This is a genomic window from Marinobacter sp. F4206 (genome assembly GCF_019392195.1).
GTDB lineage: Bacteria > Pseudomonadota > Gammaproteobacteria > Pseudomonadales > Oleiphilaceae > Marinobacter.
Map to the genome: position 1 here is coordinate 2,017,991 of NZ_JAHXKI010000002.1, position 19,689 is coordinate 2,037,679.

Consider the following 19,689-nt stretch of genomic DNA (forward strand, 5'->3'; position numbering starts at 1 on the left):
AGGAGCCATTGTAGTCGGATTGCATGGTTCTTTCCGAGCTGGTCTATAATTTCACCAACAGGCGTATGGTAAAGATGCTCCGGTTGTTGGCAGTCCCATCTGAACAGCAGTCACCATTCGATCCGCAGTCAGTCTTGTAAGGGGCCAGGCAGTGACGCCTGTCTCGACCCCGAAACACCATTCCATGCCGCGGTTCTGGCTCCAGGAACCGGGAAGGGGGCATCATGAACAGTAAACCAAGTTCGTTAAAGGGAACCATAATGGCGCTGGCCACCATGGTTCTGATGGTCGTCGGGCATCAGGCCCTGGCAGCAACCGCCGAGGATCTGCACCGGGATGCGCAGCAGGCACTGGACAAGCTTTATGATTCCAACGCCGTCGCCGAATCGCTGGGCGAGGATGCCAAGGCCATTCTGGTGTTTCCGAACATTGTCAAAGCCGGTCTGGTCTTTGGTGGCAGTTACGGGGAGGGCGTCCTGATGAAGGATTCGGAGGTCGTGGATTACTACAACTCGGTGGCCGGAACCTTCGGATTTCAGGCGGGCGCACAGTCCTATGCCTACGCGATGTTTCTGATGACCGACGAGGCCGTCAGCTACCTGGAAACGTCGGACGGCTGGGAAGTGGGTGTCGGGCCCACGGTGGTGATGGTGGACGAAGGCGTGGCCAAAAACCTGTCAACCTCGTCGTTGAAGGACGACGCCTACGCCTTTATTTTCAGCCAGCAGGGCCTGATGGCGGGCGTCAGCATCGAGGGCACGAAGATTTCCCGCATCCAGCGGTAAACCGTCGTCCCCCGCTGACATGGCGTCAGTCGAGCCAGGCGCCCGGGCTGGGGGTTGTGAACTGGCGTACCTTCGAGGGCGGATCGCAGTCCGGGAGTCGTTGATCCGGGCTCAGCAGCAACCAGTGTTCCCGATGGGCGACGCCCAGATCGCGGGCGCCGTCCAGGGAGAAACAATCCAGCTTGAGCTTGTCTTCCACCAGCACGTAGCGATGTTCCCCGTCGCCCATCCAGCGCCAGGCGTTGCGCTCGTCGTCTTTCAGGTTGGTGAAGAAGCTGAAGTGGACGAAATCCCGTTTCGAAAACAGTAGAAACTGCTCGCGAAAGTCGATCATGCCGAGCTGGGCGTCTGCCGGAATCTTCTGTTCGGCCGCCGCAAGGATGTTGCGCGGGGTACGCAGGGGTTCGAGAATGCGGTAGCCCCAGGTGGACAGCAGCAGCCAGCTCACCATCATGGCCAGGAGAAGACGGCCCAGGGGGCGGGAGCGCCAGAAACCGATCAGGCTGGCCAGCCACACCAGCCCCATTGTGAACACCAGGCTGCCGGCCTCATGCAATCGGGCCGGATCCCGGCTGTAGTCGCTGACCTTCTCAACCAGTGTCGGGTGGTCGTTCCAGGCCAGCACACCCAGAGTGACCAGCGCCACCGCAATCAGGGCATGCAAGCTGGTCAGTATCGGCGGAAACCACCGGGCCGGGCGGTGCGTGCTGAGTACCGGCGCCAGGGCGAGGGCAAACATAGGCAGTGCCGGCAGCAGATAGACCCCTCGCTTGCCCGGACTGATGCTGAAGAACAGGATGACCAGGGCGACCCAGACCAGCTGCACCAGAACCACCGGACGGTGCCGGAGGGCATCGCTCAGCGGCCGGAACAGCGCCAGAAACAGCAAGGGCAGTGGGAACCAGAGGGCGGGAATGACACTGGTCAGGTAGTAGTACCACGGCTGAAGGTGGCCCCAGGAATCGGCGTAGCGTTCGCCGGTCTGCTTGAACAGAATGTTGTTTCGATAGGCCAGGGCCTCTTCCGTACCCACGCTGTTCACATACAGCACCATGGGCAAGAGCCACGCCGCGACGACGGCAAGCAGGGCCAGGGGCCCCAGGGCGCAGCGCCAGGTCATGGTGCTCTGAAAGCGGGTCCGATCCCGGCTATGGAGTATCAGCAGCGGCACCAGCATGAGTGCCGGCAGGAACCCCACGCCCTTGGTAATGATACCCAGCCCCATGAACGCCCAGGCGGTAAAATACCAGCCCCAGGCCGGGCCGGTGAAAAAGTGGCGGATCAGGCCGTAGCAGCCGACGGTGATCCAGGCGGCCACCATCGCGTCGATCTGGGCCTTCTGGGCCTGGGCCAGGAATTGCGGGGCCAGCATCAGCAGCAGGGCGGCGACGGCACCGGTGCGCGCATTCCAGAGGCGGGCGCCCAGATCGAAGACGAGGCCAACGGTCAGCAGGCTACACAGGGCGTTGGGTAACAGGAAGGCAATCTTCAGGTTGCCGGTCAGCCAGTAGAAAAAGGCGATGCTCCACATGAAAACGGGGGGCTTGTCCGGATAGAACTCGCCACCGCGCATGGGGATCAGCCATTGGCCGGACGCCACCATTTCCCTTGCCACCTCGGCAAAGCGCGGCTCGTCGGCGGGCCAGGGCGAACGGAGGCCGATACCCGTAGCAATAATGACCGCGGCAAAGGTCAGCAGTAGAAACAATAACCGGTTGCGGGGCAGATGGAACAGGTAATCCGGCAGTTCTCGAAAATAGGGTGATGCGGTCATGTGTGGCCCTCAGGACTGGCTGGACACTGGGTCGGTAAGGGCTCTGGTCTTGCGGCTGTGATAGAGGAATGCGCCGATCAGCGACGCCACAACAAACAGGATCACGCTCAGCAGGAACTCGTACTGGTTGGCGTGACCAATCCCGGCGCCCGCCAGTGCGAACACCAGCATTTGTGGAAGGTACCCGAGGATGCTGCCCACCACGAACGGAGCAAACCGGATGTCCGAACAACCGGCGACCAGGTTGGTCGCCAGATTGCTGCCTACGGGCAGCAGACGAATCATCAGGACCTTCAACAGGGTTTGCTGGCGGAACAGGTTATCGAACTGGCGCATGCGCTGACCGAAGCGCCGGGCCAGTGACGACCGCAGCAGCCACCGTGCGATCAGGAAACAGCCGCCGGCGCCCAGCGCTGTCGCAAGGGTTGAGAGCAGGGTGCCATTGATCCCGTCCAGGGCATACCCCAGCACAAACGCCAGTATCTGCCGGGGAGCGCCGACTCCGGTAAACACGGCACCGGCAAGAGTCACAACCGCAAGGCCCGGCACGCCATGACTGTGGATATAGCTGGCGACCAGGCTCTTGTCTGTCAGCAAACCCAGCCAGCCCTGCTGGATGCAGACAAAGCCGACGACCGCCAACATCCCCAAACACAGCCAGCGCACCCCGTTCTGCATGTCAGGATGCCTCCGCAATCGGCGCCCGGCTTTCGGACTCAATGATGTCGGCAATCACTGGGGTGCGGGTCCGGTGCAGCAGCCACATCACACCAAACAGATCGAGGATGCCGGCCCAGGCCCGGTTCCAGGCGGTATATTTGGAAGTGCCGCCGCCGCGCGGACGGTGGTTCACTTCCACCACCGCTACTTCGCCGCCCAGGCCCTTGACCAGCGCCGGAATAAACCGGTGACCGTGGTTGAACCAGGGCATTTTCAGGAAGGTCGCCCGGGGAAACAGTTTGAGCCCGCAGCCGGTATCGGGCACCCCGTCGTGCAGAAAGGCGTCCCGGACCCGGTTGGCCAGGCGTGACTGGAATCGCTTCCAGGCCGTGTCCTTGCGGTTCTTCCGGTAGCCGGCAACGCAGAAGTCGGGATTCTTGATTGCGGTGGTCCGCTGCAAGAGCGCGGGGATATCCGACGGATCGTTCTGCCCGTCTCCATCCATGGTGGCGATTAGCTTGCCCTGGGCTTGCCGGATTCCCGTGGCTAGCGCCATACTCTGGCCGACGCTGTGCTGGTGGCGAACGGCTACCAGCCGTCCATTCATCAGCCGGGCGGCCCGAATGGCGGTCGCCAGAGTCTGATCCTTACTGCCATCATCCACCAGCACCACTTCAAAATTCGGGTAGTCCCGCATCACCGCGAAGATCTCGGTGAGCAGGCTGGCAATGTTCTCCTGTTCATCCCTGGCTGGAATCACCAGTGACAATGATTTTTCCGGGCCCATGGTTTCCCCTCCCCCAATTGTGGCCGAATCGACTGTTGCGGGCTGGAGTTACCCGTAACCTGATCGGGATTATCGGGAAGGAACCTTAAACCAAGCTTAAACGGCCCGGCTGCGTGTGGCTGGCCGGGCCGGCAACCAAATGTGCACGCACAGACCGGTCTGGCCGTCGGGACGGTCATCAAGGGTAAGCTGGCCGCCATGAAGCTCGGCAATACGCCGGGCAATGGCCAGACCGAGACCGGCGCCGCCGCCCAGGCGCTGGTCGAGCCGGACAAAACGGCTCAGTGCGCGCTCCCGTTCGTCCGGTGCAATGCCCGGGCCCTGATCGCAGACGGCAACGTGGTAGCCGTCCCCGGACGACACCAGGCGAGTCAACACGGTTGTGTGTTCGGGGCTGTACTGAATGGCATTGGCCAGCAGTGACCGCATCAGGGTGTTGATCAGGGCAGTGTTGCAATACACCATGGCCTGGCCATCCTCGTCTTCAAGCACCGGTTCGATGCCTTTTTTCAGCGCCAGGGGCGCAACATCGGCAATGCTCTGTTCCACGATGGCAGACAGGTTGTGGTATTGCGGGGCAAAATCGGTTCCCGCATCCACCCGGTTCAGCAGTAGCATCTGTTCGACCAGGTACACCATCCGATCGACCGACTGGGTCAGGCCCTCGAACCGGCCGGGGTCAGTCTCGCAGGCTTTTTCCAGGTTCAGCCGCAGGGCGGTCAGCGGCGTGCGCAGCTCGTGGGCGGCATCGGCGGAGAACCGGCGCTCCCGCTCCAGGGCCTGGTTCAACCGTCGGAGCAGACCGTTGACCGCATTGACCAACCCCGCCACCTCTTTCGGGGCCTGCTGTTCATCCAACGGATGAATGCGTTCGGGCGCCATGTAACGCACCGGTTTTTCCAGGCGCCGAAGGGGGCGGAAGCCGACCTGAACGGCAACAATCACTGCGACCACCAGCAGCGGCAACGCCAGCAACAGGGGCAGAACGTTGCCCAGCGCCAGTTCTCCGCTCAGTTCCTCGCGCACGTCCTCGCGCTGGGCGGTGCGAATCCAGAACCCGGTGGCGGGATCCCGAAGCGTGAACGTGCGCCAGAGAAAGCCGCTGACCTCAGTCCAGGCAAAGCCGGGCTGAAGTCCCAGCTTATCGTCGGCCTTCAGGGTATCGAGCAGGGGATCCCGCTCCGGCGACCAGACCTCAAAGGCGATTTTCTTCTCATACTTGTGGCCGGAACCGTCCGGCAGGATCTCGTCTTCCTCGGACTCCGACAGCGCGCTCTCCGGTAACTTGAGGGTCTTGGACAGGATGGTGGCCAGCTGTTCCTGCGACTGGGTGTCGGACAGATGCTGGACCAGCCCTTGAACGATGCGTGTGCTCTGGGCGAGTTCGGCATCAAACAGTTCTTCCAGCTGGTGATTACTGACATAGAAGCCCCAGCTTGCCGTAATCAGGGTGATCAGGAGGACTGTGGTGGCAACCATGACGGTCAGCGTGCGGGTCAGGCTCATTCGCTGTCTCCGTGGGCGGCGGCCTGGCTGTCCAGCAGATATCCGACACCCCTGACCGTTCGGATGGTGGCCTTGCCGACCCGGCGCCGGAGGTGGTGCATGTGAACTTCCAGAGCGTTGCTCTCAACGCCCTGCTCCCACCCGTAGAGCTGGTCCTCAAGTCGCCGGCGGGTCGCGACCTGGTCCGGGTGGCGCATCAGGTAATGCAGAATCTGGAACTCACTGCGGGGCAGGCTGAAGCTCTCCCCGTCGACCGTTAGCTGGGCGGAGTCCGGGTTCAGCATCAGCCGCCCGATCACCAGACCGTTGTGGGCGGTCGCCGCGCCACGTCGGCTCACCGCCCGGATTCGGGCCTTGAGTTCGGCCATGGCAAAAGGCTTGGTGAGGTAGTCGTCGGCACCCGAGTCGAGGCCCTGGAGCTTTTCCCCGAGTTCGGCGCGGGCGGTCAGTATGATCACAGGGGTCTGCACGCCCTGCTGGCGCACACGCTTGACGATGTCGAGGCCATCCACCCGGGGCAGGGTCAGGTCCAGAATCACCAGGTCGAAATGCTCATCGGAAAGGGCGTTCAGCGCCTGCTGGCCGTCGTCGAGCCAGTCCACCGTGTTCTGATCGTCTCTGAGCATGTCGAGCATGGTGTTGGCGAGCAGGTGATCGTCTTCTACAAGCAGTATTCGCATGGTTGGTCCTGACCTGGAAAACGACACAAGTTTGGCACAAAAACCTTAAGGCCGGCTTAAGAAAACTCGTTATGGCAGTTAAGCCTGGATTAAGGCTCCCGCCCTAACCTGATAGCCAGTTTGAGACGCCTTTCCCTGGGCCCAGTCAGTCGTTTTCTGGAGACCGCTTATGTCAGACCCACTCATGATGTCCGCCTGTTGCCCCCCGGATTCCGAAGAAGTGGAACCCGTCATCCGGTGTGCCGGTCGCTGGCTGTGCCGGGTTGATGCCGATACCCGTATGGCTGCCAGTGTCGGCGAGTTTATCCGTCGCCGGTTCCAGCTCGCCTACGGGGCCCAGCCAGCGTTGCGAATTCCCGACCTGCTGGTGCTGACCTCGGCCCATGGCTCGCTACTGGCCGCGGTAGGCGTGCGCAATGCCGACAGGGAATCCCTGTTCCTGGAGGATTACCTCGGGGAGTCGGTGCAGAACCGGATGCCTGAGCCCGGCGTTGATCGCGAGGCGATTGCCGAGATCGCTCATCTTGCCGGTGTAGAAGCCGGTGTCAGCCGTTACCTGTTTGCCAGTCTGGCGGTCTGGCTGGATAACACGGGTTACCAGTGGGTGGTGTGCACCGGCACCGATCAGCTGCGTAACAGCTTTCGCCGGCTTGGTATCGAGACCCACGTTCTGGCCGATGCGGATCCCGTCCGTCTTGCCGACGGGGGCGCGGGTTGGGGGCGTTACTACGACCATCACCCGGTGGTGATGGCGGTCAGCGTCGCCGAGAGCCTGGCGGCGCTCAAGGCCGTCGGTCTGCTCAAGGTCACGTTTCCGGTGAACGGCGCCGACGCCGAGATGGGAGGCCGTTATGGCCACACTGCCTGACATGCTGGCGGCGCAAGTGCGTCGCACACCGGAACGGACCGCCCTGAAATCGTCAGATGATGAGATCTCCTTTCGCGCGCTGTACGACGCTGCCACCGGGCTCGCTGGTGAGCTTGAGCGCCGAGGCGTGAGCTGTCTCGGTCTGGCCGGAGACAACACCCCGGCCTGGGTGATCGCGGATCTTGCCTGCCTGATGGCCGGTGTCGTTTGCGTTCCGGTGCCCGTGTTTTTCTCCCCAAGCCAGACTGACCACCTGATCGGCCGGGCCGGCCTTGACGGTTTGTTATGGCCGGAACCGGCGGAGGGCCGCGAGGATCTGGGCGACGGGGTCTGGCTGGAGTTCCTGCCGGTGATCGGCGCCGCAGCCCGGATGCCCCGGGGGACAGCCAAGATTACCTTCACCTCGGGCAGCACCGGCACGCCCAAGGGCGTGTGTCTTTCGGCTGATCAGATGGCTGCAACCACCGAGGCCCTTCGCCAGCGCCTTGATGGCATCGAGCTGCGCCACCATCTGTGCATCCTGCCCCTGGCCACGCTGCTGGAAAACATAGCGGGCGTGTACCTGCCCCTGCTGATGGGCGCGAAGGTCGAGGTGGCAACGCTGGCCAGTCTCGGCATGACCGGAAGCAGCGGCCTCGATGCGGCCAGTCTGATCGCGGGCCTGAACCGGACCCGGCCGGATTCGGTCATCCTCGTACCCGAGCTGGCGGCCCTGCTCGTCGACGCTGCGGAGCAGGGTAACCTTGAGCCCGGCCAGTTTCGTTTTCTCGCCGTGGGCGGTGGCAGGGTATCACCGGAGCTGCTGGCCCGTGGCCGCAGCGCCGGCCTGCCGCTGTACGAAGGCTATGGCCTGTCCGAATGCAGCTCGGTGGTCGCCCTGAACGTTCCGGGGCAGGACCGGCCGGGCACCGTGGGCCGGCCCCTGAGCCATGTCCGGATCGAGCTGGATGGCGACCGGCAGATCCGCGTCCGGGGAAACACGCACCTGGGTTATCTCGGCGATTGGCCACTGTCCGATGAGCCCCTGAATACAGGCGATCTGGGCAGTCTGGATGACGACGGCTTTCTCCGGGTCAATGGCCGTTCCAAGAATCTGCTGATCACCAGTTTCGGGCGCAACGTCAGTCCGGAATGGCTGGAGAGCGAGCTGGTTCAGGCGATCGGTGCCCGCCAGGCCGTGGTATTCGGGGATGGTGAGCCGAATTTGCGCGCGCTGATCACCCTCGGCCAGGGCCAGTCGCAGGAACGAATTGCTGAGGCCCTGAGCAGACTGAATGACCGCCTGCCCGATTACGCGCGGCTTGCGGTGGTGTACCTCCGCGAGCAATTGCTCAACCAGGCCGAGGGTCACATCACCGCCAACGGACGCCCGGTCCGGGCCCGGATTCAAACCGATCTGCCGGCATTGCTGGCAGCAGCCACCCCCATCGATATGACGACTTCACTGATGAACCCGCCAGGAGGATCCCACATGGCATTTTTTGAAAAATTACAGCAGGACACCGCAGAAGCACGCGCCCACGTAACCGGGGCGCCGGTCATCCGGGCCATTCAGGAGGGGCGCTTTGAGCTGAAAAGCTACATCTGGTTTCTGACCCAGGCCTATCACCACGTCAAACACACAGTGCCACTGATGATGGCATGCGGTGGGCGGCTGCCGGAACGGCTCGAATTCGTGCGCAAGGCCCTGGTGGAATACATCGACGAGGAATATGGCCATCACGAATGGATCCTGAACGATCTAGAGGCCTGTGGCGCCGACAAGGAGGCCATCCGACAGGGCAAGCCGGACACCTCGATCGAACTGATGGTTGCCTACCTGTACGACCAGATCAACCGCGGCAATCCGGCGGCTTTCTTCGGCATGGTGCAGGTGCTCGAGGGAACCTCCGTTGAGCTGGCAACACCGCTGGGTGAGCAGATCCAGAAGCAGCTGGGCCTGCCGGATCAGGCGTTCAGCTATCTCTACTCCCACGGTGCCCTGGATCAGGAGCATTTCGAGTTTTTCCGGGATCTGATGGACGCTATCACTGACGCGGATGACCAGCGGGCCATTATCGAATCGGCCCGGATGGTCTACCGGCTATACGGCGACATGCTGCATAGCATTCCGGTTCGGACCGGTCAGAAGGAGTCACAACATGAGGCTGCATGATCGGGTGTTTCTGTTGCTTGGCGGCACGGGCGGTATTGGCAAGGCCCTGGTCGAGCCCCTGATCCGGGCGGGAGCCAGGGTAATCGTGGCCTCCCGTCAACCGGAGGAGCTGGCTCGGCTGAGTGGCGTGTCTGCCGTGCATCTGGATCTGGCGGCTCCGGATCTGGAGCAACAGTTGGAGCGACTGAGCAAAGCCTATCCGGACATCGATGGGGTTATTCACTGCGCGGGCCAGAACTATTTCGCGAGTCTGGGCGATCTGCCGGTAACGGCCATTGATGATCAGCTCACGGTCAACCTTCGCAGCGCCATGCTGGTAGCCCGGCATTTTGCGCCACGCTTTCAGACCGCCGGCTATGGCGCGCTGGTGTTTGTGGGTTCCACCTTCGGCAGCATTGGATTCCCCGGCTACACCGCGTACTGCGCCAGCAAGTTTGGCCTCCGGGGTTTTTCCGAGGCGCTCAGGCGGGAATTGGCGGATACCCCGGTGCAGGTGATCTATGTGGCGCCGAGGGCCACCGCGACTGCCATGAATCCCGAGGCGGTGAACGAGCTCAATCGCGCCCTCGGCAACACGATGGACAAGCCGGAGGTGGTAGCCGGGCAGATCCTCAAAGCCATGGAGCGGGATGACCGTCGCCGTTTCCTGGGCTGGCCGGAGAGGCTGTTTGTGGTGATCAATGGAATCCTGCCACGCATTGTGGACAAGGCCATGCTGAAACAGTTGCCGGTTATCCGGCGTTATCTCAATTCGGAGGTGCTGTCATGAAAGTGATCATTTTCCTGCTGACCGGGCTGCTGGCCCTGCCGGCCCTGGCTGCCGATCTGGATACGGAGCTGGCCGGCATCCAGCATCGCTGGGCCGAGATTCAGTACCAGATGCCTGAGGACGAACAAGAGAAAGCGTTTGAAGCCCTGGCCGAGACCACGGGGGAGTTTGTCAGCCGGTATCCCGATCGCGCCGAGCCGTTGATCTGGCAGGGCATTGTCCTGAGCACCTACGCCGGGGCCAAAGGTGGGCTGGGCGCGCTGGGGCTCGTCAAGGACGCCCGGAAATCCCTGGAAGCGGCCCTGGCCATTGATCCCCGGTCGCTGGAGGGCTCGGCCTATACGTCCCTTGGCAGCCTGTACTATCAGGTGCCCGGCTGGCCCCTTGGATTTGGTGATGATGACAAGGCCCGGGAGTATCTGCAGAAAGCCCTGGCGGTCAATCCGGACGGCATCGATCCCAACTACTTCTTTGGCGATTTTCTGCGGGATCAGGACCAGCCGGAACAGGCCCGTCGCTATCTGGAGAAGGTCCTGGAAGCGCCGTCCCGCCCCGGTCGGGAGCTGGCGGATACCGGTCGCCGGGATCAGGCCAGACGACTTCTGGAACAGCTCTGAGGCCCGGGGCCTGCTCGCCGCCATAGACACCGTGAACTACACTTGCAGCGAAGAGGGCGGGAGGCCCTCGATCACGAAAAGTGCGTTTCATGGCGACCAACAAGGCTTCTCCGACGACAACGGGCCCGTCAGCCGATTTCTTTTACAAGCTGACGTCGGCGGCCCCGAGCATCCTCTTTGCCTACTGGCTCAGCGCGGATGGAGTGTCCCATTGCTACCCCTTTATCAGTGACCAGATTCGCGAGCGCTTTGGCATTGATCCCGAGGCGCTCGGGCAGGATGCGGATGCCGTGTTCGCGATCGTCCACCCGGACGACGCCGACGGTCTGAAGGCGAGTATCTTTGAATCGGCACGTACCCTGGAGCCCTGGCAATTCCGGGCGCGCCTTCGTCTTCTGGATGGCAGTTACCAGTGGTTTGAAGCCCACTCAAGGCCGGAGCGTCAGAGCGACGGCAGCACTGTCTGGTACGGCCAGTTCCACAATATCCAGCACTACAAGGAACTGGAACAGGAGCTTCGTGAAAGCGAAGCCGAGTATTCGTTTCAGGCCGGATTCCAGAAACTGGTCGCCCGCCTGTCTACCCGGTTCATCCATGTCGGCTTTGGCACCATTGATGACTGCATCGACGAATTACTGGAAAGTGTCGGCCAGTTCTTTGCCGCCGACCGGGCCTATCTCTACGCCTTCAACGATGACTACACCGCCATCACGAAGACCCATCAGTGGTGCCGGCCGGGGGTGCCTTCCCTGGTCGATGAAGATCAGACAGTGCCCATGGATGCGTGCGAATCGTGGCGCCAGAAATTGCTGGATATGGTGGATGAGAACGAGGTGGTGTTCATTGAAACCCTGCGGGAGGTCGCGTCGATATATTGCGTGCCCGTTCGCGTTCAAGGTCAGGTGGTCGGTTTTCTGGGGCTGGATTCGGTGTCGTCACGGGATTGGCGTAAGGATCAGGCCGATCTGCTGATCATCATTTCCGGTCTTCTTTCCGGCGCCCTGGAACGCCATCTCCTGGAAGAGCAACTGTTAAACCAGTCTATCCGGGACCCCATGACCGGCCTGCACAATCGTCGCTATTTGATGCCGCGGCTGAATGAACTGGTTGAGCGGGCCGAGCGCTATGATGAAAACTTTACCATCGCCATGCTTGATATTGACCACTTCAAGCAGATTAACGATTCCATTGGCCATCTCGGCGGAGATTATGCCCTGCGCCGGTTTGCCGACATCCTGTCGGACCTGGTGCGGTCGACGGATGTGGTTGCCCGCTTTGGCGGTGAGGAATTCATGGTGGTGTTCCCCGATACCGAGCAGGCCGACGTGCACCAGATGATCAGTCGTATTCTTGATGCCGTGCGTCACGGTCGCTTCATGTTCGAGGGCCGCGAAATTCCGGTGACGGTCAGCGCCGGGGTGGCCTCGGTCCGGGAAAGGGATGACAGCATGATCTCTGTGGATACCGTAATTGGCCGGGCGGACCATCGGTTGTACCTGGCCAAGCAGGCGGGTCGTGATTGCGCGGTAGATGTATCAGGAGTCCTGCGTATATAAGAAATCAGCATTTCACCCCATATTACCTAATGGTATATCCTTAGAATCAAAATGTGATTCGCTCCGGAGGTGAAACCCATGAGCAACCCCATCGTCCAACCCTTTTTTGACGAACCCACCAATACCTTCAGTTACGTGGTTCGGGATCCTGACAGCCGGTCCTGTGCCATTCTGGACTCGGTGCTGGATTTCGATTATGCCTCGGGTCGAACCGCGTTCGACTCCGCAGACAACATCATCGCCCACATTCGCGATCAGGACCTGATGGTCGAGTGGATTCTGGAGACCCATGTCCATGCCGATCACCTGTCAGCGGCGCCCTATCTGCATGACCAGCTGGGGGGCAAGACCGGCATCGGCGAGCACATCCGCGATGTCCAGGAGATCTTCGGCAAGGCTTTTAACGCCGGCAGCGAGTTTGCCCGGGACGGCAGCCAGTTTGACCGGCTGTTCCGGGAGGGCGATACCTTCAGCATCGGCGGCCTGGAGGGTCGGGTGTTGCACACGCCCGGGCATACGCCGGCGTGTCTGACCTACGTCATCGGCGATGCGGCTTTTGTCGGCGATACCCTGTTCATGCCGGATTACGGTACCGCCCGCTGCGATTTTCCTGGCGGTGACGCCCGTACGCTCTATCGCTCGATCCAGAAGGTGTTGGCCCTGCCGCCGGAAACCCGAATTTTCCTGTGCCACGATTACAAAGCGCCCGGTCGCGACCGGTTTGAGCCGATGACCACGGTGGCGGAACAGCGCCGCGCCAACGTGCATGTGCACGATGGCGTTTCCGAGGACGAGTTCGTGAAGATGCGCACCGAGCGTGACGAGACGCTCGACATGCCGCGGCTGATCCTGCCCTCGGTCCAGGTCAACATGCGGGCGGGCCAGATGCCACCGGAAGAGGACAACGGGCAGGTGTACCTGAAAGTGCCAATCAACCGGTTCTGAGGCGGCCATGGACATCAAACGCTACCTGCCGGTGATGAACTGGCTGCCCTCGTACGGTCGGAGTCAGGCCACCAGTGACTTGGTGGCTGCCGTGATTGTCACAGTGATGCTGATTCCCCAATCACTGGCGTATGCCTTGCTGGCGGGGCTGCCTGCTCAGGTCGGTCTGTACGCCAGCATCCTGCCCCTGGTTGTGTACGCGGTGTTCGGAACCAGTCGCACGCTCTCCGTCGGGCCGGTGGCGGTCGCCTCTCTGATGACGGCGGCGGCGTTGGCGCCGCTGGCCGATGCAGGTACGCCGGAATACATCGCCGGGGCTGTTTTGCTGGCGGTGATGTCGGGGCTGATGCTCATGGCCATGGGGCTGATGCGACTGGGTTTCCTGGCCAATTTCCTGAGTCATCCGGTGATCTCGGGGTTTATTACCGCCTCGGGCATCGTGATCGCGGCCAGCCAGCTCAAGCATCTGTTTGGCATTCAGGCGTCTGGTCATAACCTGCTGGAAATAGTCCACTCCCTCGCGTTGTCCATGGATCAGACCAATGTGGCGACCCTCGCCATCGGTGTCGGTGCCCTGCTGTTTCTGCTGCTGGCCCGCCGTTACCTGAAGCCGGCTTTGACAGCCGCCGGATTGCCGTTGCGAATGGCCGACATTCTGACTAAGACGGCACCGATTCTGGCGGTGCTGGTGACCACGCTGGTGGCGTGGCAACTGGACCTTGGCCAGGTCGGCGTCCGGCTGGTGGGTGAGGTGCCTGCGGGGCTGCCGGAACTGACCATGCCGAGTCTGGACTGGGGGCTCTGGCAGCAGCTGGCGGTCAGTGCCCTGCTGATCAGCGTGGTCGGTTTTGTCGAGTCGGTATCGGTGGGCCAGACCCTCGCGGCCAAGCGGCGCCAGCGTATCGATCCGGATCAGGAACTGGTGGGTCTTGGCGCCGCCAACCTGAGTGCCGGACTGTCCGGTGGCATGCCGGTCACAGGCGGTTTTTCACGTTCGGTGGTCAACTACGACGCCGGTGCGGAGACCCCGGCGGCGGGCGCGTACACGGCGGTGGGCATCGCCCTGGCGACGCTGTTCCTGACCCCGGCCATTGCCTACCTGCCCCAGGCCACCCTGGCGGCGACCATCATCGTGGCGGTGTCCACCCTGATCGACCTGCCAGCGCTGGGCCGGACCTGGCGCTATTCCCGCCCGGATTTCGGGGCCATGCTGGCGACCATTCTCCTGACCCTGGTGCACAGCGTGGAGGCGGGCATTATCTCGGGTGTGGCTCTGTCCATCGGGCTGTTCCTGTTCCGCACGAGTCGCCCCCACAGTGCCGTGGTTGGCCGGGTTCCGGGCACCGAGCACTTTCGCAACGTGCTCCGCCATGAGGTGGAGCTGTGCCCGAAGGTAACGTTTCTGCGGGTGGATGAAAGCCTGTATTTTGCCAATGCCCGGTTTCTGGAAGAACGGGTCATGGACCTGGTGGCCGATGAACCTGAGCTCAAACATCTGGTTCTGGTTTGTCCGGCGGTCAACCTGGTGGACGCCTCGGCGCTGGAAAGCCTGGAAGCGATCAATGAGCGCCTCGTGGATGCCGGTGTCACCCTGCACCTGTCGGAGGTGAAGGGGCCGGTGATGGACCGGCTCAAGCGAACCGAGCTGCTGGCCAAGCTCAGTGGCGAGGTGTTCCTCAGTACCTTTGAGGCCTGGCAGCAACTGATCGGTAACAAGGTGTCCCAGCGTATTCCTGTCTGACCCTTGCCGGGCTTGCCCATGGGATGGGTAGGCCCGGTATCATGGGATATTCCTGAGCTTCAGGCGGCGGTGCGTTACCTATGGGCATGACTGAAAACCTGTTATCGACCGGTCAGTGGATTGTGACCCTGGTACTTTTTCTGCTGATCCTGGTGCGGGCGGTCCGGACCATTGACTGGCAGGCCTTTCGACGCGACAACGCGTTGCAGCATTCGTTTTTCGGAGCCGCGGTGGCGCTGGGCTTTCTCTGGCAGTTGCGGGCCGGGATTTCGCCCGGGCTGGCCATCCACGTGTTCGGGATAACCGTCATTACCCTGATGCTGGGCTGGGCCCTGGCGGTACTGGCCGGGTTGCTGGCGCTGCTGATCACGGTCATTACCGGCCGCGAACCCCTGCTGATGTTTGCGGCCAATGGCCTGGTCACTGTGATGGTGCCGGCGCTGGTCAGCCACGGCATCATGCTCTGGGAGCGCCGGCGCAACTTCCGGAACTTCTTTGCCTATATCTTCTTCTGCGGTTTCTTCGGTGCGGGCATATCGGTAGCCGCTGCCGGCACGGTGATGTGCCTGATGCTCTGGAGCAGCGGCGTGTACGAGTTCGGTGAGCTGGTTCACGAGTACATCCGCTATCTGCCCCTGTTCATGATTCCCGAGGGCTTTGTGAACGGCACTTTCGTCACCGGGTTGATGGTGTTCCACCCCGACCGACTGACCACCCTGGATCAGCGGCGCTACCGCTGATCGGAATCCGCCAGGGTCTTTTCGTGCCAGTGGCGGGCCCATGCCGGCACGTCGCTGGCTGGCATCGGGCGCGCAATACCGTAGCCCTGAATGAAATGACAGCCCAAGTTCCTGAGGGCTCGGGCCTGGGCCAGGGTTTCAACGCCTTCCGCCAGTGCCGGTCGCTCGAAGCGCTGGGCAAGAAAAATAACGCTCTCGACGATGGCGCGGTCGTCGGCATTGGTCAGCATGTTCCGGACAAAACTCTGGTCGATCTTGATGATGTCCACTGGCAAGGTGCGCAGGTAGGTGAGCGATGAGAAACCGGTACCAAAGTCGTCCAGTGCGACTTTCAGCCCCAGTGCCCGGCAGTTGGCCAGTACGTTGCTGGCCCGCTTGGTGTCTTCCAGCGCCGTAGTCTCGAGGACTTCCAGGGTAAGCCGGCCGGGATCCAGTTCCGGATGACTGCGAAGGTAACTTTCCAGGTAGGCGGAAAAGCTGCGGTCCATCAGGTGTTGGGCGCTGATGTTGATGCTGATCGAGAAGCATTCGCCGGCCGCCTGCCAGGCATTCAGCTGCTGAATGGCTTCCTTGACCACCCACTGGCCCAGCGGGACCTCCAGGTGGCTGTTCTCCAGCATCGGCAGAAACGCGCCCGGTGCCAGTCGCCCCCTCGCGGGATGGTTCCAGCGGATCAGTGCCTCAAAGCCCAGGAGGGATGAGTCCGACACTCGAACCTGGGGCTGGAAATGGAGTTCAAACTCCTCGTTTTCCAGGGCCCGGGCAATCTCGGTGAGCTGGTCCCGGCGTTTTCGGCGATATTCGTCCAGCCCCGGATCAAAGAAATGGCACTGGTTACGGCCCTTCTCCTTTGCCGAGTACATGGCCTGGTCCGCGTGGCGGATCAGGCCCTCTGCATCGGTGTCGTCGTCCGGATAGCGGGTGACTCCCATGCTGCCGGTGATCTGTACCGTGTCGCCGGGAACCTGAAGCGGGACTCCGACACAATCCAGGATGCGCTGATAGACCCCGTCGTGATTATCGCTCTGGATCAGCAGGATGAACTCGTCGCCCCCGATTCGGGCCACGGTATCGCCGCTTCGCAGAGCGTGAGTCAGCCGCTCAGCCAGGCTTTTCAGAGCCTGGTCTCCCGCGGCCTGCCCCAGTCGCTGATTGAGCGATTTGAAACCATCAAGATCCAGGCAGCAGACAGAGAGCCCCCCCTGGTGGCGGTCGGCGTGCAGGCAGGCGGAGCGAAGGCGCTCGATCAGCAACTGCCGGTTGGGGAGTCCGGTCAGGTCGTCGTAGTTGGCCGCCCGGTCCAGTTCTCGGGCGTGGTTTTTCAGCGCGGTAATGTCCGAGAACGCCGCCACATGGTAGAACCGGCCCGGTTCGTCCAGGTGAACCCGGCTGATGGACAGCAGCTCGATATACTCCTCGCCGTTTCTACGGCGGTTCCAGACTTCCCCGCGCCAGTGGTCGGTTTTCTCAAGGGTGTGCCACATGGACCGGTAGTACTCCGGGGAATGACGTCCGGAACTGAGAATGGATGGGGTCAGGCCCAGGACCTCATGGCGTGCGTACCCGGTAATCCGGGAGAACGCCGGGTTGACGTCAAGGATCCGATTGTTGTGGTCGCTGATCAGGATCGCTTCGTGGCTGCGATCAAACACACTGGCGGCGATGCGCAGGTTGCGTTCGCTGTGTTTGCGGTCGGAAATGTTGCTCTGAATGACAATAAAGCCCTGACTGCTACTCCAGTCGCCCTCGACGGGCGCGCAGTAGACCTGCACCCAGAACGGCTTGCCGGAACGGGTGTAGTTGAGGATATCCTCTTCCACCGTGTCGCCCTGGAATAGCTTGCGCCTGATCCGCCGGATGGTCTCGGGGTCGGTGTCCGGGCCAAAAAGCAGGTCACCCGGTGACTGTCCGATGGCTTCGCCCAGTGGATAACCGGTGCATTCCTCGAAACTCGGATTGACCCAGTCGATGATGCCGGCACCATCAAGCAGCATCACCATGTTTTTGGTGACGGATGCGACGCTCGCGAGCCTGTCGGTCAGTGGGTCGGATGCGGTGAAACGTGGAACAGGGTTTGCTGGCATGATGCGGTAACGATTGTCTCCGGGAAAATGGCGCCGATCAGTGGTGAGTGATGCTACTGCAGCCACGGATGAAAGAAATGCCCATTTCGTCGGCCGGGATTGATCGACGTCATTTTCTTTTGAATCTATGGTCGTCGTGGCGTCAGTTGCGCCAGAGGGAGTGCTTCTGGAGTTTGCGTTGCAGGGTACGGCGATGCATGTTCAGGGCTCGTGCCGTCGCAGAAACATTGCCATCGTGTTCACTCAGGACGCGCTGGATGTGTTCCCATTCCATTTCCTCGACGGAAGGTGGCTCCGCGCGCAGCTCAGGGGACGCGGCGAGCGAATCAAATCCGGCGATCAGCTGGTTCACAGTGACCGGTTTGCACAGGTAGTTGACCGCGCCGCGTCGCATCGCCTCGACGGCCGTGGCGATGCTGCCGTATCCGGTCAGTACCAGGATTTCCAGATCGGGTTGTCGGGCCAGCAGGTCCGGCAGCAGCTGCAGGCCACTCTCCCCGGCGAGGTTCAGGTCCAGCACGCAGTGGTCGAACCGCTGCCCTGCCAGCGACTGTCGTGCCTGATCGCTGGTTCTGGCAATGGCTGCCCGGATGCCCTGTCGGCCAAGGGCGCGTTGCAGGACTTGCAGGAACGCCTCGTCATCGTCGACCAGAAGCCATGTTGCTGCCTCAGTCATGGTGATCTTCCCCCGTGCTCCGCGGCAGTTCGATAATCATGGTGGTTCCGGCCCTGTTGCTGCGGGCTTTCAGCGTCCCGCCGAAGTGCTGAATCGTGGCGTTGGACAGGAACAGGCCCACGCCAAGACCGGTGTCGGAGTCCACCACATCCTCGCCCAGTGTGCCCTGGTGGTCGGTGTCCAGGCCGTCGCCCCGATCCTCCACGACGATCTCCACGGATTGGCCGTCGGTGTCGCGTGCGCTGATGCCCACCCAGGTCGGACTGGCACTCAGGGCATTGGCCAGCAGATTGAGCATGGCCTGGTCGAGCGTGGTGTCCACCGCAATGGCGGTGTCCGGGACCGGGCCTCGCCAGTCGAGCGCGCCTTCCGGCCATAGCAGGGTGGCGGATTCCCGGAGGCGCATCAGCCAGTCCCGCACGCTGACCGTTTCCAGTTGTGCCGTCTTCGCCCGCACTGCGGCGCTGGTCAGTTGCTGAAGATGGTTTTGGCAGAGTTGCAGTTGCTGCGCCATCAGGTCCAGGTCTCCGTCCAGATCCTGTTTTTCCGCTCCCGAGCGCATTTCGTCCATCAACAGGGTCATGGTGTTCAGTGGCGTGCCCACGCGATGGGCAATCCCCGCAGCGGACAGGCCCAGGGCGATGACCTGTTCGTCCCGCAGGCGGGATTCGCGGATGTGGGCCAGTTGCGTCTGTTGGCTCTGGACGCGACGGGCCAGGGTGCCGACCACCAGCAGCAGGATGGCCGCGGTAAGCCCGAAGGTGGCCCACATGCCAAACAGGTGCAGCTGAGCCAGATTAACCCCGTGATCGCCGCTGGTGACCGGCATGTGCCAGACCACCAGCACGGTATAGATAACGATTCCCAGGCCGGTGAGCGCGATGCTCTGGCTGAGCGGCACGAGAATAATGGCAACGGCAATGGGCAATAGAAGCAGTGACGTGAAGGGACTGGTGAAGCCGCCGGTTAACAGCAGCCAGGCCCCGATCATCGCCAGATCGAGGGCAAACCCGGCACTGACCGTCAGCGCTGCTTTCGGTGGCCGGCGGGTGAACCAGAGCCAGCCCAGTACCGCAAAGAGGGCATAGAACAGGCAGGTCAGGATCGCCTCGGCCCGAAAGGTGAGTGTGATCATGGTCTCGGCGACAGCGAGCGCGACCAGCTGAATGGCTGCAATGGACAGGCGCATGCCAAGAAGGTAGCGCGCCGCCTGCTGAAACCCGGTTTGTGAGTGAGTGAGCCATTCCATGCAGCGCATTCTAGCGGGTTTTTCAGGTCGCTACCCGCCGTTATGTCGACTTCGGTGTGCGGCATTGTGTCTCAGGCGCTAGCCCGGCCGGGACATT

At 62.0% G+C, this 19,689-nt stretch carries 17 protein-coding genes; 9 read left to right on the forward strand and 8 right to left on the reverse strand.

The genetic code is table 11. The features are described from left to right. The first annotated feature begins 260 nt into the window (after positions 1–260). Complete coding sequence (locus KZO34_RS11565; protein ID WP_257900401.1) at positions 261–785, forward strand: lipid-binding SYLF domain-containing protein; 525 nt, start codon at positions 261–263, stop codon at positions 783–785. 25 nt (positions 786–810) lie between these two features. On the opposite strand, the gene KZO34_RS11570 is transcribed toward KZO34_RS11565, so the two are convergent. From KZO34_RS11570 to KZO34_RS11590, 5 genes are all read right to left on the reverse strand, one after another. Next, on the reverse strand, positions 811–2,559 hold the full coding sequence (locus KZO34_RS11570) for an ArnT family glycosyltransferase (RefSeq protein ID WP_219476544.1): 1,749 nt from the start codon (positions 2,557–2,559) through the stop codon (positions 811–813). 9 nt (positions 2,560–2,568) lie between these two features. Beyond that, entirely contained in the window at positions 2,569–3,237 is a 669-nt protein-coding gene (locus KZO34_RS11575; RefSeq protein ID WP_219476546.1) for a TVP38/TMEM64 family protein, read from the reverse strand. Position 3,238: 1 nt separating this feature from the next. After that, complete coding sequence (locus KZO34_RS11580; protein ID WP_219476548.1) at positions 3,239–4,006, reverse strand: glycosyltransferase family 2 protein; 768 nt, start codon at positions 4,004–4,006, stop codon at positions 3,239–3,241. A gap of 96 nt (positions 4,007–4,102) precedes the next feature. Next, positions 4,103–5,512: an ATP-binding protein gene (locus tag KZO34_RS11585; RefSeq protein WP_219476550.1), complete on the reverse strand. Its 1,410-nt coding sequence runs from the start codon at positions 5,510–5,512 to the stop codon at positions 4,103–4,105. After that, complete coding sequence (locus KZO34_RS11590; protein WP_219476552.1) at positions 5,509–6,192, reverse strand: response regulator transcription factor; 684 nt, start codon at positions 6,190–6,192, stop codon at positions 5,509–5,511. The genes KZO34_RS11585 and KZO34_RS11590 overlap by 4 nt, the downstream gene beginning before the upstream one ends. A 169-nt stretch (positions 6,193–6,361) precedes the next feature. On the opposite strand from KZO34_RS11590, the gene KZO34_RS11595 reads away from it, so the two are divergent. The 8 genes from KZO34_RS11595 (at position 6,362) to KZO34_RS11630 (ending at position 15,583) form a co-directional block, all read left to right on the forward strand. Continuing rightward, positions 6,362–7,060: a thermostable hemolysin gene (locus KZO34_RS11595; protein ID WP_257900264.1), complete on the forward strand. Its 699-nt coding sequence runs from the start codon at positions 6,362–6,364 to the stop codon at positions 7,058–7,060. Then, the gene (locus tag KZO34_RS11600) at positions 7,044–9,215 is read left to right on the forward strand and encodes an AMP-binding protein (protein ID WP_219476555.1); all 2,172 of its coding nucleotides are present in this window, start codon (positions 7,044–7,046) and stop codon (positions 9,213–9,215) included. The genes KZO34_RS11595 and KZO34_RS11600 overlap by 17 nt, the downstream gene beginning before the upstream one ends. After that, positions 9,202–9,984 (forward strand): SDR family oxidoreductase, encoded by a 783-nt coding sequence (locus KZO34_RS11605; RefSeq protein ID WP_219476557.1) that lies wholly within the window; start codon positions 9,202–9,204, stop codon positions 9,982–9,984. The genes KZO34_RS11600 and KZO34_RS11605 overlap by 14 nt, the downstream gene beginning before the upstream one ends. Next, complete coding sequence (locus KZO34_RS11610) at positions 9,981–10,601, forward strand: tetratricopeptide repeat protein (protein ID WP_219476558.1); 621 nt, start codon at positions 9,981–9,983, stop codon at positions 10,599–10,601. The genes KZO34_RS11605 and KZO34_RS11610 overlap by 4 nt, the downstream gene beginning before the upstream one ends. 89 nt (positions 10,602–10,690) lie before the next feature. After that, positions 10,691–12,157, forward strand: coding sequence for a sensor domain-containing diguanylate cyclase (locus tag KZO34_RS11615; protein WP_219476560.1), 1,467 nt, complete (start codon positions 10,691–10,693; stop codon positions 12,155–12,157). A 78-nt stretch (positions 12,158–12,235) separates the two neighbouring features. Continuing rightward, a complete protein-coding gene (locus tag KZO34_RS11620) occupies positions 12,236–13,102 on the forward strand; it encodes an MBL fold metallo-hydrolase (RefSeq protein WP_219476562.1) in 867 nt (288 codons plus the stop codon). Positions 13,103–13,109: 7 nt separating this feature from the next. Further along, positions 13,110–14,843 (forward strand): SulP family inorganic anion transporter, encoded by a 1,734-nt coding sequence (locus KZO34_RS11625; RefSeq protein WP_219476564.1) that lies wholly within the window; start codon positions 13,110–13,112, stop codon positions 14,841–14,843. Positions 14,844–14,923: 80 nt separating this feature from the next. Then, positions 14,924–15,583: an energy-coupling factor ABC transporter permease gene (locus KZO34_RS11630; RefSeq protein ID WP_219476566.1), complete on the forward strand. Its 660-nt coding sequence runs from the start codon at positions 14,924–14,926 to the stop codon at positions 15,581–15,583. Here the strand turns inward: KZO34_RS11630 and KZO34_RS11635 are convergent. From KZO34_RS11635 to KZO34_RS11645, 3 genes are all read right to left on the reverse strand, one after another. After that, complete coding sequence (locus KZO34_RS11635; RefSeq protein ID WP_219476568.1) at positions 15,574–17,667, reverse strand: EAL domain-containing protein; 2,094 nt, start codon at positions 17,665–17,667, stop codon at positions 15,574–15,576. The genes KZO34_RS11630 and KZO34_RS11635 overlap by 10 nt on opposite strands. A gap of 142 nt (positions 17,668–17,809) precedes the next feature. Then, positions 17,810–18,343, reverse strand: coding sequence for a response regulator transcription factor (locus tag KZO34_RS11640; RefSeq protein WP_219476570.1), 534 nt, complete (start codon positions 18,341–18,343; stop codon positions 17,810–17,812). Beyond that, the gene (locus tag KZO34_RS11645; protein ID WP_219476572.1) at positions 18,336–19,592 is read right to left on the reverse strand and encodes an ATP-binding protein; all 1,257 of its coding nucleotides are present in this window, start codon (positions 19,590–19,592) and stop codon (positions 18,336–18,338) included. The genes KZO34_RS11640 and KZO34_RS11645 overlap by 8 nt, the downstream gene beginning before the upstream one ends. Positions 19,593–19,689: the final 97 nt, after the last annotated feature.

What these genes read in the sequence shown, in the direction of transcription:
- KZO34_RS11585 (WP_219476550.1), bottom strand. Translation starts at nt 5,512, where the DNA reads ATGAGCCTGACCCGCACGCTGACCGTCATGGTTGCCACCACAGTCCTC.
- KZO34_RS11570 (WP_219476544.1), bottom strand. Translation starts at nt 2,559, where the DNA reads ATGACCGCATCACCCTATTTTCGAGAACTGCCGGATTACCTGTTCCAT.
- KZO34_RS11600 (WP_219476555.1), top strand. Translation starts at nt 7,044, where the DNA reads ATGGCCACACTGCCTGACATGCTGGCGGCGCAAGTGCGTCGCACACCG.
- KZO34_RS11640 (WP_219476570.1), bottom strand. Translation starts at nt 18,343, where the DNA reads ATGACTGAGGCAGCAACATGGCTTCTGGTCGACGATGACGAGGCGTTC.
- KZO34_RS11565 (WP_257900401.1), top strand. Translation starts at nt 261, where the DNA reads ATGGCGCTGGCCACCATGGTTCTGATGGTCGTCGGGCATCAGGCCCTG.
- KZO34_RS11645 (WP_219476572.1), bottom strand. Translation starts at nt 19,592, where the DNA reads ATGGAATGGCTCACTCACTCACAAACCGGGTTTCAGCAGGCGGCGCGC.
- KZO34_RS11605 (WP_219476557.1), top strand. Translation starts at nt 9,202, where the DNA reads ATGAGGCTGCATGATCGGGTGTTTCTGTTGCTTGGCGGCACGGGCGGT.
- KZO34_RS11620 (WP_219476562.1), top strand. Translation starts at nt 12,236, where the DNA reads ATGAGCAACCCCATCGTCCAACCCTTTTTTGACGAACCCACCAATACC.
- KZO34_RS11610 (WP_219476558.1), top strand. Translation starts at nt 9,981, where the DNA reads ATGAAAGTGATCATTTTCCTGCTGACCGGGCTGCTGGCCCTGCCGGCC.
- KZO34_RS11615 (WP_219476560.1), top strand. Translation starts at nt 10,691, where the DNA reads ATGGCGACCAACAAGGCTTCTCCGACGACAACGGGCCCGTCAGCCGAT.
- KZO34_RS11575 (WP_219476546.1), bottom strand. Translation starts at nt 3,237, where the DNA reads ATGCAGAACGGGGTGCGCTGGCTGTGTTTGGGGATGTTGGCGGTCGTC.
- KZO34_RS11635 (WP_219476568.1), bottom strand. Translation starts at nt 17,667, where the DNA reads ATGCCAGCAAACCCTGTTCCACGTTTCACCGCATCCGACCCACTGACC.
- KZO34_RS11630 (WP_219476566.1), top strand. Translation starts at nt 14,924, where the DNA reads ATGGGCATGACTGAAAACCTGTTATCGACCGGTCAGTGGATTGTGACC.
- KZO34_RS11590 (WP_219476552.1), bottom strand. Translation starts at nt 6,192, where the DNA reads ATGCGAATACTGCTTGTAGAAGACGATCACCTGCTCGCCAACACCATG.
- KZO34_RS11625 (WP_219476564.1), top strand. Translation starts at nt 13,110, where the DNA reads ATGGACATCAAACGCTACCTGCCGGTGATGAACTGGCTGCCCTCGTAC.
- KZO34_RS11595 (WP_257900264.1), top strand. Translation starts at nt 6,362, where the DNA reads ATGTCAGACCCACTCATGATGTCCGCCTGTTGCCCCCCGGATTCCGAA.
- KZO34_RS11580 (WP_219476548.1), bottom strand. Translation starts at nt 4,006, where the DNA reads ATGGGCCCGGAAAAATCATTGTCACTGGTGATTCCAGCCAGGGATGAA.